This is a genomic window from Streptomyces sp. NPDC050509, from assembly GCF_044457965.1.
In the GTDB taxonomy this organism is placed as follows: Bacteria; Actinomycetota; Actinomycetes; order Streptomycetales; family Streptomycetaceae; genus Streptomyces.
In genome coordinates, this window is sequence record NZ_JBITHL010000021.1 from 61932 (window position 1) to 73976 (window position 12045).

Annotated in this window: 10 protein-coding genes; 5 read left to right on the forward strand and 5 right to left on the reverse strand. The window is 73.0% G+C overall.

Annotated features, from left to right (window positions below; all coding sequences use genetic code 11):
* The first annotated feature begins 53 nt into the window (after window positions 1-53).
* Both cdgB and ACIBJC_RS37445 read left to right on the forward strand, forming a co-directional pair.
* Window positions 54-1916, forward strand: coding sequence for a diguanylate cyclase CdgB (gene cdgB / locus ACIBJC_RS37440; protein WP_399300821.1), 1863 nt, complete (start codon window positions 54-56; stop codon window positions 1914-1916).
* A gap of 255 nt (window positions 1917-2171) precedes the next feature.
* Complete coding sequence (locus ACIBJC_RS37445) at window positions 2172-3161, forward strand: CBM35 domain-containing protein (protein ID WP_399300823.1); 990 nt, start codon at window positions 2172-2174, stop codon at window positions 3159-3161.
* Between the two features lie 28 nt (window positions 3162-3189).
* Here ACIBJC_RS37445 and ACIBJC_RS37450 read toward each other — a convergent pair whose 3' ends face one another.
* The 4 genes from ACIBJC_RS37450 to ACIBJC_RS37465 form a co-directional block, all read right to left on the reverse strand.
* Window positions 3190-4089, reverse strand: a complete 900-nt coding sequence (locus ACIBJC_RS37450) for a ketose-bisphosphate aldolase (protein ID WP_399300825.1) — start codon at window positions 4087-4089, stop codon at window positions 3190-3192.
* A 52-nt stretch (window positions 4090-4141) separates the two neighbouring features.
* Window positions 4142-5116 (reverse strand): 1-phosphofructokinase family hexose kinase, encoded by a 975-nt coding sequence (locus ACIBJC_RS37455; protein ID WP_399300826.1) that lies wholly within the window; start codon window positions 5114-5116, stop codon window positions 4142-4144.
* A gap of 175 nt (window positions 5117-5291) precedes the next feature.
* Window positions 5292-6464, reverse strand: coding sequence for an N-acetylglucosamine-6-phosphate deacetylase (gene nagA / locus ACIBJC_RS37460; protein ID WP_399300828.1), 1173 nt, complete (start codon window positions 6462-6464; stop codon window positions 5292-5294).
* Window positions 6464-7528 (reverse strand): ROK family protein, encoded by a 1065-nt coding sequence (locus tag ACIBJC_RS37465; protein ID WP_399300830.1) that lies wholly within the window; start codon window positions 7526-7528, stop codon window positions 6464-6466. Before ACIBJC_RS37465 ends, nagA begins: the two co-directional genes overlap by 1 nt.
* A 420-nt stretch (window positions 7529-7948) precedes the next feature.
* Here ACIBJC_RS37465 and ACIBJC_RS37470 point away from each other — a divergent pair, with 420 nt between their 5' ends.
* The 3 genes from ACIBJC_RS37470 to otsB are packed head-to-tail and all read left to right on the forward strand — an operon-like array spanning window position 7949 to window position 10410.
* A complete protein-coding gene (locus ACIBJC_RS37470; protein ID WP_399300884.1) occupies window positions 7949-9166 on the forward strand; it encodes an extracellular solute-binding protein in 1218 nt (405 codons plus the stop codon).
* 20 nt (window positions 9167-9186) lie between these two features.
* Window positions 9187-9510: a DUF3263 domain-containing protein gene (locus ACIBJC_RS37475; protein ID WP_399300832.1), complete on the forward strand. Its 324-nt coding sequence runs from the start codon at window positions 9187-9189 to the stop codon at window positions 9508-9510.
* Window positions 9511-9564: 54 nt separating this feature from the next.
* Window positions 9565-10410: a trehalose-phosphatase gene (gene otsB / locus ACIBJC_RS37480; protein WP_399300834.1), complete on the forward strand. Its 846-nt coding sequence runs from the start codon at window positions 9565-9567 to the stop codon at window positions 10408-10410.
* Window positions 10411-10432: 22 nt separating this feature from the next.
* On the opposite strand, the gene ACIBJC_RS37485 is transcribed toward otsB, so the two are convergent.
* A complete protein-coding gene (locus tag ACIBJC_RS37485) occupies window positions 10433-11962 on the reverse strand; it encodes a trehalose-6-phosphate synthase (RefSeq protein ID WP_399300836.1) in 1530 nt (509 codons plus the stop codon).
* Window positions 11963-12045: the final 83 nt, after the last annotated feature.

Genomic DNA, 12045 nt, shown 5'->3' on the forward strand with positions numbered 1-12045 from the left:
AAGCGCCGATGAGAATCCTGGAGTTGCTGTCGAGGTCTCGGGGAGAGCGAGCAATGGAGACCGAGTCGGAGCCGTATGTCCGTCTTGCGACCCTGCGGCAGTTGCACGAGGCCGTCGCAGAGCTCAACACCGCCCGCAGTCTGGCGGACACCCTGCAGACCGTCGCCGACGGCGTCGTCACGGGGCTCGGCTATGAACTCGCGTGTGTGAATGTCGTGCAGGCCGACGGCGACCTCGTCGTCGCCGCCTTCGCGGGGAGCGCCGCCGCCGAGGCGCTGATCACCGGACGGGTCGGCTCCCGCACCTCCTGGGAGCGCCGGCTCGCCATGGGGGAGACCTGGGGTGACCTGCGGTTCATACCGCACACCGAGGGCTGGGTGCTGCTGGAGGACGACGTACCGCAGTGGTACACCGAAGGCCCCGAGCCCCGCTTCGAGGACGAGTGGCACCCCGCCGACCGCCTCTACGCCCCGATGTACTCCACCGCCCGCAAGGACCCGCCGGCGCACGCCGCGGGGCGCGGGGGCGAGCTGCTCGGCGTGATATCCGTCGACCGCCCGCGCGGTGGCCGCCGCCCCGGCCCCTGGGGGCAGGAAGCGCTCCAGATGTACGCGTCCCAGGCGGCCATTGCGATCAGTAACGCCCGCCTCAGGGCAAACATGCAGCGCGCCCTCGTCCGTCTGGAGCGCGACAAACAGGCGCTCCGGGCCAGTGAGGAATCCTTCCGCCAGGCCTTCGAGTACGCGCCCAGCGGCATGGCCGTCGCCGAGATGGGCGGCGACCAGCACGGCCGGCTGCTGCGCACCAACGACGCGCTCTGCCGCCTTCTGGGCCGCCCCGCCTCCGTGATGCGCCGCCACTCCTTCTCCGACCTCGTCCACCCCGAGGACATCGGCACCCTGCTGCGCACCTCCGCCGAGGGGGGCCGCGCCGAGCTGCGCCTCGCGCGCCGCGACGGCTCCTACGTCTGGGTCTCGCTGCGCAACTCCGTCGTCGCTGACACGGCGGACGGCCCCCGCTTCCTCCTCACCCACGTGGAGGACATAGAGGAGCGCAAGGGCCGCGAACTCCAGCTCGCCCACCGCGCCTCGCACGACTCCCTCACCGGCCTGCCCAACAGCGCCGAGCTGCGCTCCCGCCTCAGCGCCCGGCTCTGCTCGCGCCCGTTCGCCACGCGGGAGAAGACCCCCGTCGAGGCCCTGGACGCGGCGTACGGGGGGTACGAGGGCACGGTCCTGTACGAGCCCGGCTACGACACGTACGCCGGATACGGCAACGGCAACGGTTACGCCGGCAACGGCAACGGTTACGACGGCGGCAGCAGCGACGGGTACACGGCCACCCACAGCCCCAGCGGCCCGGGCGACGGCTACTCCGGCCACGACGGCTACGAGGAGCACGCGGGCGGCCGTGGCGGCGTACGCGACGGCGGTGGCCTGCTCCCGCCGTCCGGCGCCGGCCCCTTCGACCACCACGTCCACCTGGTCGCACCCGCCGAGGGCGAGGCGGACGACGGCACGAAGGGGCTCGCGGTCCTCTTCTGCGACCTCGACGGGTTCAAGTCCATCAACGACCGCTTCGGCCACAACACCGGCGACGAGGTACTGATCGAGGTCGCGCGCCGGCTCACCACCGGCGTACGCGACGGCGACACCGTGGCCCGGCTCGGCGGCGACGAGTTCGTCGTCCTCGCCGACGGCCTCGGCTCGGCGGACGCCGCCGACCTCGCCGTACGGCTGCGGAACGCGATCATCCCGCCGATCAGAGTCGACGGCAGGGCGGTCCGGGTCGGTGCCAGCTTCGGCATCAGTTGGGCGGCCTGCGGCATGTCGGTCGAGGAGGTCCTGCAATCCGCCGACCAGCGGATGTACGTCGAGAAGCGCTCGCGCAAGCAGGTGCAGCGGCGGGCGGGATAACACGACGGGGGGTGTCCCCTCGGCGCCCGGGGCCGTGCCGGACGCGCCCCTCGGGGTACACGGCAGGACAGGGCGACAACCGGGGACCAACGGGCGGTGTCCGTTCGGGACAGGGCTGGGACATGTCCGCGATCGGTTGTTCACCCAAGGGCCCCAGACTGGCAGCCACCCGTCAAGACCCGTCCGTAGGCTTGCCCGCACGAGGTAGGCTCGGCCGGTCGGCGACGCTGGCGAGATGGTAAGGAGTGACCACCGATGACGGCCGGGAACAACGGCGCGAACAAGCCCGAGGACGACGACCCGTTCGGCTACCTGTACGAAGACGGACAGGCAGCGGCGGGCGCCGGTCAGCGGCGCCAGGGCGGTTACGGCTACCCGGGTCCGGCCACGCAGCCGGGCGTCCCCAGAACGTCGTACAACCAGGTCAGGACGGTCGGCGAGCGCCAGTACGGGCAGCAGGCGGTGCCGCCGCAGCAGGCGGCGTACGGCCAGCAGCAGGCGTACGGCCAGGCTCCTCCCCACGGCCAGCAGGCGCCCCCGCAGCAGTACGGCGCCACCACCGCCCAGGTCCCCGCCCAGCGCCGCGGCGGACGCGGCAGCGGCGGCGGCCCGAACACCAGGGGCCTGCTGATCGGCGCGATCGCGGTGGTCGCGGTCGTGGTGATCGGCATCACAGCGGCGCTGCTCTCCAGCAACGACGACAACGACAACGACGCACAGCCGTCGGACCCCGGCGCGTCGGTCGAGCAGTCGGCGGACCCGAGCGCGCCCGCGTCCGGCAAGGACGAAGAGAACGGCGGCGACAAGGCCGCGGACGGCATCGAGCTGCCCAAGCAGGACGCGGCGACCCTCAAGCTGGGGCCGCCCGCCGCGCTTGCCACGGACATAGACGGAGCCGAGGGCACCAACGGCTCGTACGTGACCGGGTTCAACGCGGTCGGCGCCTCCGTGACCTGGACCGCCGACATCAAGGAAGCCGGCAACTACGCGCTGTCCGTGCGCTACGCCATCCCGGCCAAGGACGCGAACGCCACGCTGACCGTCAACGGCAAGGCGAACAACTCACCCCTCGGGCTGAAGAACTTCATCAAGTCCGACGACCCGGATCTGTCGAAGAACTGGCAGACCACCTGGGCACCGGTCGAGCTCCAGGCGGGCAAGAACACGCTCAAGATCTCCTGCGAGCAGGGCAACCAGTGCGACGCCATCCTCGACTGGCTCGAAGTCACGCCCCCGAAGACCTGACCGGCACGTCCCCGAAGCCTCGCGGCGCTCACGCCTCCGCGGCGCTGACGACCCGCAGGAAACCCGCCACCGTCCCGGCCATCGCCTCGCGAGCCGGGACGAGGTATTTCCGGGGGTCGACCGTCGCCGGATGCCCGGCCAGGTGGGTCCGTACCGCTTCCGTGTAGGCCGTGTTGAGCGCCGTACCGACGTTGATCTTGACCATGCCCGCGGCGACGGCCCGGCGGATCTCCTCGTCAGGGACGCCCGAGGAGCCGTGCAGGACCAGCGGAACGGGGACGGACCCGCGCAGGGCGGCGATCAGGGCGTGGTCGAGGGCGGCCGTGCGCCGGGTCATCGCGTGGGACGAGCCGACGGCGACCGCCAGCGCGTCCACGCCCGTCTCGGCTACGAAGAGCACCGCCTCGGCCGGGTCCGTCCGTACACCGGGCGCGTGCGCGTCCAGCGCGGGCCCGGCGCCGCCCTCCGGGCCGCCGTCGCCCTGGCTGCCGTCGCCCTCCTTGCCGCCCACCGCGCCCAGTTCGGCCTCGATCCAGACACCGTGGTCATGGCCCCACCGCACGGCCTCGGCGGTCGCCTTCAGGTTCTCCGCGTACGGCAGCTTCGACGCGTCGAACATCACCGAGCTGAACCCCTCGGCCGGTGCGGCGCGCAGCAGTTCGGCGGATTCGACGTGGTCGAGGTGGAGCGCGAGCGGTACGGCGGCGGCGCGGGCCACCGCGGCGGTCGCGGCGGCCACGGCGGTGAGCCGGCCGCCGTGGAACCGCACCGCGTTCTCCGATATCTGCAGGATCGCCGGCACCCCGGCCCGCTCGGCGCCCTCCGCGATCGCCTCCGCGTGCTCCAGGGTGATCACGTTGAACGCGGCGATGCCGTGGCCCCGGGCCGCGGCATCCGAGACGAGTTCAGCGGTGGTGACGAGTGGCATGTGGTCCCCAGTTCGCGATTGTTCTCCTGCGGGTCCCGGCTCGGGATCTGGCTCATTCGGGCTCCGGCCGCCCGGTCTCCGTCACCTTGACGCGGGGCAGCAACTCCTCGTACACCCGCGCGTCGAACTCGCCCGCCGCCGGGGCCAGTACCGTCGCCGCCGACAGCGCGACCGCGCGGCTGAGCCTGGCCGGCCACGGCAGGCGCTCGACGAGCCCCGAGAGCAGCCCGGCCACCGCCGAGTCGCCCGCGCCCGTCGGATTGCCCCGGACGGTGTCCGGCGGCGCCGCGCGCCAGCCGCCCTCCGGGGTGAGCGCGAGGAGCCCGTCGGGGCCCAGCGAGGCGACGACCGCGTGGGCGCCGCGCCGCCGGGCGCCCTGAGTGGCGCGCAGCGGCTCGCGGGAGCCGGTGAGGCGGGCGAGTTCGTCCGCGTTGGGCTTGACGAGGTCGGGGCGGGCGGCGACGCCCCGGCGCAGCGGTTCGCCGCTGGTGTCGAGGAGTACGGGGACCCCGGCGGCGCGGGCGCGGCGGATCAGCTCGGCGTACGCGCCGACGTGGATGCCGGGCGGCAGGCTGCCGCAGAGCGCCACGGCCTCGGCGCCGGTGCGCAGCAGCCGGTCGTAGTGGGAGAGGAAGCCGGTCCACTCGGCGGCGGAGACGACCGGGCCCGGCTCGTTGAGCTGGGTGGTGTCGCCGGTCGAGGCGTCCACGACGGCGATGGTGCGGCGGGTGGCCCCGGAGATCGGCAGCAGCGCGTCGACCGGACGGGCCGCGCGGGACCGGCCGCTCCAGGCGGCGGGCCCGCCGCTGCCGCCCAGCAACTCCCGCAGTACGTCGCCGGTCCGGCCGCCCGCGAACCCCGTCACCACGGTCTCGTGCCCCAGCGCGGAGAGCACCCGCGCGACGTTCACGCCCTTGCCGCCGGGGCGCTCGGCGACCTCGCTGACGCGGTGGGTGGTGTGCGGGACGAGCGCGGGCGTGCGGTACGTGATGTCCAGCGCGGCGTTGAGCGTCACCGTGAGGATCATCCATCCCCCTGCCTGGGTACGCGATGCTGGGTACGCGGTGCTGGGTACGCGGTCGCGTGGCGGAGCGCCGGGACGATCATGCCAAAAAGAAAGCGGTTGGCCCAGACCCCGGAGCGACCGCTCCCGTATCCGCTTTCACGACCGCGTACGTATCCGACTCCGTATCCGTACGGGGTCAGCCGACGCGCGGGTCGATCACCCATTCCCCCTTGTGCAGCACGCCCTTGAGCCTGAAGTCCGCGTCCAGCACCACCGCGTCGGCGTCCTTGCCCGGCTCCAGCGAGCCGACCCTGTCGTACGCGCCGAGCAGTTTCGCCGGGTTCGCGGAGATGGCCCGGACGATGTCCTCCACCGGCAGCCGGTCCACCGTCGCCGCCCGCCGGAACGCGGTGTCCTGCGTCAGCGTCGAGCCCGCGATCGAGCCGCCGTCCACCAGCCGGGCGACCCCGTCCGTCACATCGACGGCGAGCGGGCCGAGTTCGTACCGCCCGTCGCCGAAGCCCGCCGCGTCCATCGCGTCCGTCACGAACGCGACGCGGTCCGCGCCCGCGCGGTGGAACGCCAACTCCAGGGCGGCCGGGTGCAGATGCGTACCGTCGTTGATCAGCTCGACGGTGACCCGCTCGTCCTCCAGCAGCGCGGCGATCGGCCCGGGCGCCCGGTGGCCGAGCGGCGGCATCGCGTTGAAGAGGTGCGTGGCGACGGTCGCGCCCGCGCCGATGGCCTCGACGGTCTGCTCGTACGTCGCGTCCGTGTGCCCGATCGCGGCGATCACGCCGTGCTCCGCCAGCAGCCGTACGGAGTCGATGCCGCCCGGGAGTTCGGTGGCGAGCGTGACCATCCTCGCCGTGCCGCGCGCCGCGTCGATCAGCTTGCGCACCTCGGCCGGGTCGGGGTCGCGCAGCAGCTCCTCGCTGTGGGCGCCCTTGCGGCAGGGGGAGATGAAGGGGCCCTCGAAGTGGATGCCGGCGAGGTCGCCCTGCTCGACCAGTTCGGAGAGGAGCCCGGCGCGCTGGGCGAGGAAGTCCATCTCGCCGGTGACGGCGGAGGCGACGAGCGTGGTGGTGCCGTGCTCGCGGTGCGTACGGATGCCCTGGAGTACGTCGTCCACGGAACCGGAGGTGAAGGAGGCGCCCCCGCCGCCGTGGTTGTGGAGGTCGACGAAGCCGGGGACGAGCCAGTGGCCCGTCAGATCCAGCGTGGCGGCGTCCGCCGGGGCGTGGCCCGCGATCCGGCCGCCCTGGACGATCACCCGCCCGCCGTCCACGGTCCCGGTGGGCAGCACCACCCGGGCGCCGGTGAGGACGGTGGGTTCGGCGCGTACGGCGGATGTGACGCGAGCGGCCATCAGGCGGTTACCTCCGGGGCGAGTGACGGGGTGTGGGTGTCGGACGGTGCTGCGTGCGGGGCGGGGGATGAGGGAGGGGCGGGAGGGGCGGGGCGTGAGGGAGGGGCGGGGGCGGTCCCCGCGTCCACCGCGTCCACCAGGTCCCAGGCGAGCAGGCCCGCCCCCAGACAGCCCGCCGTGTCGCCGAGCGCCGCCGGGACGATCTCGGGGAGCGTCTGGAACGTGACCCGCTCCGCCACCGCCGCGCGCAGCGGGGTGAACAGGGTGTCCCCGGCCTCGGCGAGCCCGCCGCCGATGATCAGGGTGCGCGGGTCCAGCAGGGTGAGCGCGGTGACCAGGCCCGCGGCCAGCGCGTCGATCGCGTCGTGCCACACCCGTACGGCCTCCGGGTCGCCGGAGTCGACGGCCTTCGCGCAGTCCGCCGCGTCCGCCTCCGGGTCGCCGCTCGCCGCCCGCCACGCGCGGGTCACCGCGGCGGCGGACGCCAGGGTCTCCAGACAGCCGCGCTGCCCGCAGTCGCACGCGGGGCCGTCGGGGCGCACCACGACATGGCCGATCTCGCCCGCCGAGCCGTGCGCGCCCGCCTCTATGGCGCCGCCGACGCCGATGGCCCCGGCGATCCCGGTGCCCAGCGGTACGAACAGGAAGCGGTCCGCGCCCCGGCCCGCGCCGAGCCGCCCCTCCGCGAGGCCGCCGGTGCGTACGTCGTGCCCCAGCGCCACCGGTACGCCGCCCAGCCGGGCCGTGAGCAGATCCCGTAGCGGCAGGTCGCGCCAGCCCAGGTTGGCGGCGTACCGGGCGATCCCGCGCTCGGCGTCGACGATGCCGGGCACGGCGACCCCGGCGGCCACCGCGCCCCGCCCGAAGTGCTCGGCGCCGTACGCACGCAGCTCCGCCGCGAAGGCGAGGACGGTCTCGACAACGGCCTCGGGGCCGCGCTCCCTGCCCGTCGCGCGCCGCGCCTCGTACAGCAGCGCGCCGTCCGCGCCGACGAGGGCGGCTTTCATGCCGGTGCCGCCCACATCCAGGGCGATGACGTGTCTGGCGTGCCTGTCGGATCTCACGGGGACAGTCTCGCGTGTGAACCCGTGAAAGGTCTAGTCCACTACACCTGATGCCTCCTGATGGCCCCGGTGATGACTTCGGTGATGACTTCAGGTGATGGCTCCGGGTGATAGCTCCGACGATGGCTCCGGATTGTTGTCAGTCCATACAAAAGAACAGAACATTCACGCCGCGCACACGCGGGAAATCGGGCGTTGTGGAAGCGAAACCGCCGCCCGGTAGACCTCAAACCTCCGTATGGGGGAAAATCACTTGTTCGACATTGCGTCACGGGGGGCCGGTCGGAGGCCTTACGCGCAACGGCGAGAACGACAAAGGCAACCACAAAGGCGGGGAACAGACCTGTGCGACCTGTACGAGAGCGCCACCGGGGATACCGCGGCCACCGGACCGCAGCGGCGGCAGTGGCCGCGTTCGGCATGACGGCGTCGCTGGCGGGCTGCGGCGGTCCCTCAAGCAGCGGAGATGTCACGCTCAAGGTGGTCGCCGCGGAGTACGGCACCAACTCCGAGGACAGTTCCCGGAATTACTGGGAATCCGTGGCGAGCTCGTTCCAGGCGGACAATCCCGGAATCAAGATCGACATATACATCCGGCCGTGGAAGACGATCGACTCCGATGTCGCGCGGATGGTCAAGGAGGGCAACGCCCCCGACATCGCGCAGATCGGCTCGTACTCCAACTTCGCCAAGGACGACAAGCTCTACGCGGCCGACGAACTTCTCTCCGTACCCACCCAGGCGAACTTCCTCGACCAGCTCTCCGAGGCCGGCGAGGTCAACCGTATTCAGTACGGGATGCCGTTCGTCGCCTCCACCCGGCTGCTCTTCTACAACAAGGACCTCTTCGAGTCGGCCGGGGTGAGCGCCCCGAAGGACTGGGACGACATCAAGACCGACGCCGAGGCGCTCAAGGCGGACGGCGTGACGACCCCCTTCGCGCTGCCGCTCGGCACCGAGGAGGCGCAGGGCGAGGCCCTGATGTGGCTGCTGAGCGGCGGGGGCGGCGTCACGGACACCGCCGACGGCTCGTACAGCATCGACTCGCCCGTGAACGTCAGCACCTTCACCTGGCTCCAGAAGAACCTCGTCAAGCCGGGGCTGACCGGCCCGGTCGCGCCCGGGAAACTGGACCGCGCCACCGCCTTCAAGGCGTTCACCAGCGGCCAGGTCGGCATGCTCAACGGGCACCCGACGCTGATGAAGGACGCGGCGAAGCGGGGCATCAAGGTCGGCATGGTGCCGATGCCCGGCGAGAGCGGCAAGCCGAAGTCGGTCGGCGTCTCGGACTGGATCATGGCGTTCAAGCAGAACGGCCACCGCCAGGAGATCGGCGCGTTCCTGGACTTCGCGTACGAGGACAAGAACGTGCTCAGCTTCGCCGGCCAGTACGACCTGCTGCCGGTCACCTACAGCGCGAACGCGGGGATGCTCGCCGACCCGGAGCACCAGGACCTGAAGACGTTCCTGACGGCGCTGCCCGAGTCGGAGCTGTTCCCGTACGGCAAGAACTCGTGGTCGCAGGTGAGCGAGAGCTTCAAGAAGAACATCGGCAGGGCCGTCGAGCCCGGCGCGAGCCCGGGGGCGGTGCTGGGGCAGATCGCCAGGGACGCTTCGGCGGCGGAGGCCTCCGAGTAGCCGAGTAGCGTGTCATCGATATGACCACGCCTGCCCCCGACCCCGATCCCGACCCCGCCGCTGAGCCGGATCCGGAGCCCGCCCCTGAGCCGGAACCCGCCGCTGAGCCCGGGCCCGCCGCGGCCCTGTCCGGGCGGGACCGGGCCGTACTCGCCATGGAAGGGCGCGGCTGGCCGGGCCCCGGCGCCAAGGAGCGGGAGATCCGCGAGCGCCTGGGCCTCTCGCCGACGCGCTACTACCAGCTCCTGAACGCGCTGCTCGACGACCCGAGGGCGGCGGAGCACGACCCGGTGACGGTGAACCGGCTCCGCAGGGTCAGAGCGGCCCGCCGCGACCTGCGCTGACGGACGGGCCACATGTCTGTCCGTACGCCGGTGGACGTGGATAAGGTCGGGGGCATGGGCAGCCACGCGTACTCCCTGCCGGAACCGACCACCCCCGCCGGCGCCGACGGCCTGGCCGCGCTTCTCGCCCGGCCCGGCGCCGCCGTCGTCGCGCTCGACTTCGACGGCACCCTCGCCGAGATCGTCCCCGACCCCGAACAGGCCCGCGCCCACGAGCGCGCGGTCCCCGCCCTCGCCGCCCTCGCACCACGCGTCGCCTCCGTCGCGGTGGTCACGGGCCGCCCCGCCGGAGTGGCGGTACGGTACGGCGGCTTCGCCGGGGTGCCGGGGCTGGAACACCTGGTCGTCCTCGGCCACTACGGCGCCGAGCGCTGGGACGCCGTCTCCGGTACGGTCCACGCCCCCGCCCCGCACGAGGGCGTCGCGGCCGTACGCGCCGAACTCCCCGGATTCCTCGAACAGTTCGGCGCCTGGCGCGGTACCTGGATCGAGGAGAAGGGCCGCGCGGTCGCCGTCCACACCCGCCGTGCCACCGACCCGCAGGCGGCCTTCGAGGCGCTGCGCGAACCGCTGGCCGGACTCGCCGCACGCCACGGCCTGATCGTCGAACCGGGCCGCATGGTCCTGGAGCTGCGCCCGCCGGGCGTCGACAAGGGCGTGGCGCTGCTGGAGTACGTCCGCGAGACGGGCGCCGAGACGGTCCTGTACGCGGGCGACGACCTGGGCGACCTGCCGGCCTACGCGGCGGTCGAGAAACTCCGCTCGGACGGCCACCCGGGCCTGCTGGTGTGCAGCGGCACCGAAGTCCCCGAACTGGTCGAACGGGCCGACCTCGTCCTCCCGGGCCCGGCGGCCCTGGCGGACTTCCTGGCGGAACTGGCGCGCACGGCAGCCCCGTAGACCCGAGGTCTCTCAGGAGACCTCAGGCCCGCAGCGCCTCCAACTGGTCCAGGAACCAGCGCTGCGGCGGCAGGGCCGTCGCAGCGGCGGCCAGGCGCTTGGCGCGGTCCGTGCGCTCCGCCGTGGGCATCGTCAGGGCCTCGTGGAGGGCGGCGGCCGTCGCGCTGATGTCGTACGGGTTCACCACCAGGGCGTCCTCGCCCAGCTCCGCGTAGGCGCCCGCCTCCCGCGACAGCACCAGCGCGCAGGCGCGCTCGGAGAGGACGGGGATCTCCTTCGCGACCAGGTTCATGCCGTCGCGGATGGGGTTGACCAGCGCCACGTCGGCCAGGCGGTACGCGGCCAGGGAGCGCGCGAAGTCGTCCTGGACGTGCAGGACGACCGGGGTCCAGCCGTCCGTGCCCAGCTCCGCGTTGATCCCGTCGGCGACCCGCTGGACCTCCTCCGTGTAGGAGCGGTAGATCGCCAGGTCCTGCCGGGAGGGGTAGGCGAAGGCCACGTGGACGACGCGCCCGCGCCATTCGGGGTGGTCGAGCAGGAGCTGCCGGTAGGAGAACAGGCCCCGGACGATGTTCTTGGACAGCTCCGTACGGTCCACCCGGACGATCGTCCTCCGGTCGGCCCCGTCCGGGGTGCTGCCGATCTGCTCGCGCAGGGTCACCATCCGCTCGGCCACGTCCGGGCGGTGCGCGCGCTCGCGCAGGAAGTCGCCGTCGGCGCCCAGGCCGTGGACCGCGAGATACGTCCGGCCGCCGGAGGGGCCGGGGGTGTTCCCGCGCGGGAAGGTGAGATGGCGCCCGCCGTCCCCGGCTCCGTCCTCCGGCCAGTGCGCCGTCAGGCCCCGGTCCGCCAGCACCGAGCGGGCGCACTCCTTGAACGCCTCCGCCCACCGCCAGGTCAGGAAGCCCAGCCGGTCGGCGCCCAGCATGCCCAGCAGCAGCCGCTCCGCGATGTCGTCGGGCAGCAGCCGGAAGTACTCCGCGGGCGCCCACGGCGTGTGCGAGAAGTGCCCGATCCTGAGGTCGGGGCGGAGCGCCCGCAGCATCCCGGGGACGAGCGCCAGGTGGTAGTCCTGCACCAGGACCGCCGCGGCCTCGGCCGCCTCCTGCGCCAGCGCCTCGGCGAAGGCGCGGTTGTACGTCTCGTACGCGGCCCACTGGGCGCGGAACTCCGGGCCGAAGGACGGCTCCAGCGGGGTCTGGTAGAGCATGTGGTGGACGAACCAGAGGGTCGAGTTGGCCACGTCGTTGTACGCGGCCGTGTACACCTCGGGCTCGATGCCCAGCATCCGTACCCGCTGCCCGCCCGTGTCGGCCGGGTCGAGGCGGCCCTCCGTACGCCGGACGGCCTCCCGGTCGCCCTCGCCGAGCGCCGCGCACACCCAGACGGCATCGTCGTCCGCCCCGATGGCCGACAGGCCCGACACCAGACCGCCGCCGCCTCGTTTGGCCGCCAGCGTGCCGTCGTCGCGCCGCGTGTACGAGACGGGGCCGCGGTTGGACGCCACGAGGACGCGGGCGGGCGCGGGGGTGCCGGACTGCTCGGTAGCCATGTCGCGAAACCTAGCCCGTCGCGGAAACGCTCAAACGTACGGTGCGTGTGACGTCCCCGCCGGCCCGGTCGCGCCAGTCCGTA

What these genes read in the sequence shown, in the direction of transcription:
- otsB (WP_399300834.1), top strand. Translation starts at nt 9,565, where the DNA reads ATGGGCAGCCACGCGTACTCCCTGCCGGAACCGACCACCCCCGCCGGC.
- cdgB (WP_399300821.1), top strand. Translation starts at nt 54, where the DNA reads ATGGAGACCGAGTCGGAGCCGTATGTCCGTCTTGCGACCCTGCGGCAG.
- ACIBJC_RS37445 (WP_399300823.1), top strand. Translation starts at nt 2,172, where the DNA reads ATGACGGCCGGGAACAACGGCGCGAACAAGCCCGAGGACGACGACCCG.
- ACIBJC_RS37450 (WP_399300825.1), bottom strand. Translation starts at nt 4,089, where the DNA reads ATGCCACTCGTCACCACCGCTGAACTCGTCTCGGATGCCGCGGCCCGG.
- ACIBJC_RS37470 (WP_399300884.1), top strand. Translation starts at nt 7,949, where the DNA reads ATGACGGCGTCGCTGGCGGGCTGCGGCGGTCCCTCAAGCAGCGGAGAT.
- ACIBJC_RS37475 (WP_399300832.1), top strand. Translation starts at nt 9,187, where the DNA reads ATGACCACGCCTGCCCCCGACCCCGATCCCGACCCCGCCGCTGAGCCG.
- nagA (WP_399300828.1), bottom strand. Translation starts at nt 6,464, where the DNA reads ATGGCCGCTCGCGTCACATCCGCCGTACGCGCCGAACCCACCGTCCTC.
- ACIBJC_RS37455 (WP_399300826.1), bottom strand. Translation starts at nt 5,116, where the DNA reads ATGATCCTCACGGTGACGCTCAACGCCGCGCTGGACATCACGTACCGC.
- ACIBJC_RS37485 (WP_399300836.1), bottom strand. Translation starts at nt 11,962, where the DNA reads ATGGCTACCGAGCAGTCCGGCACCCCCGCGCCCGCCCGCGTCCTCGTG.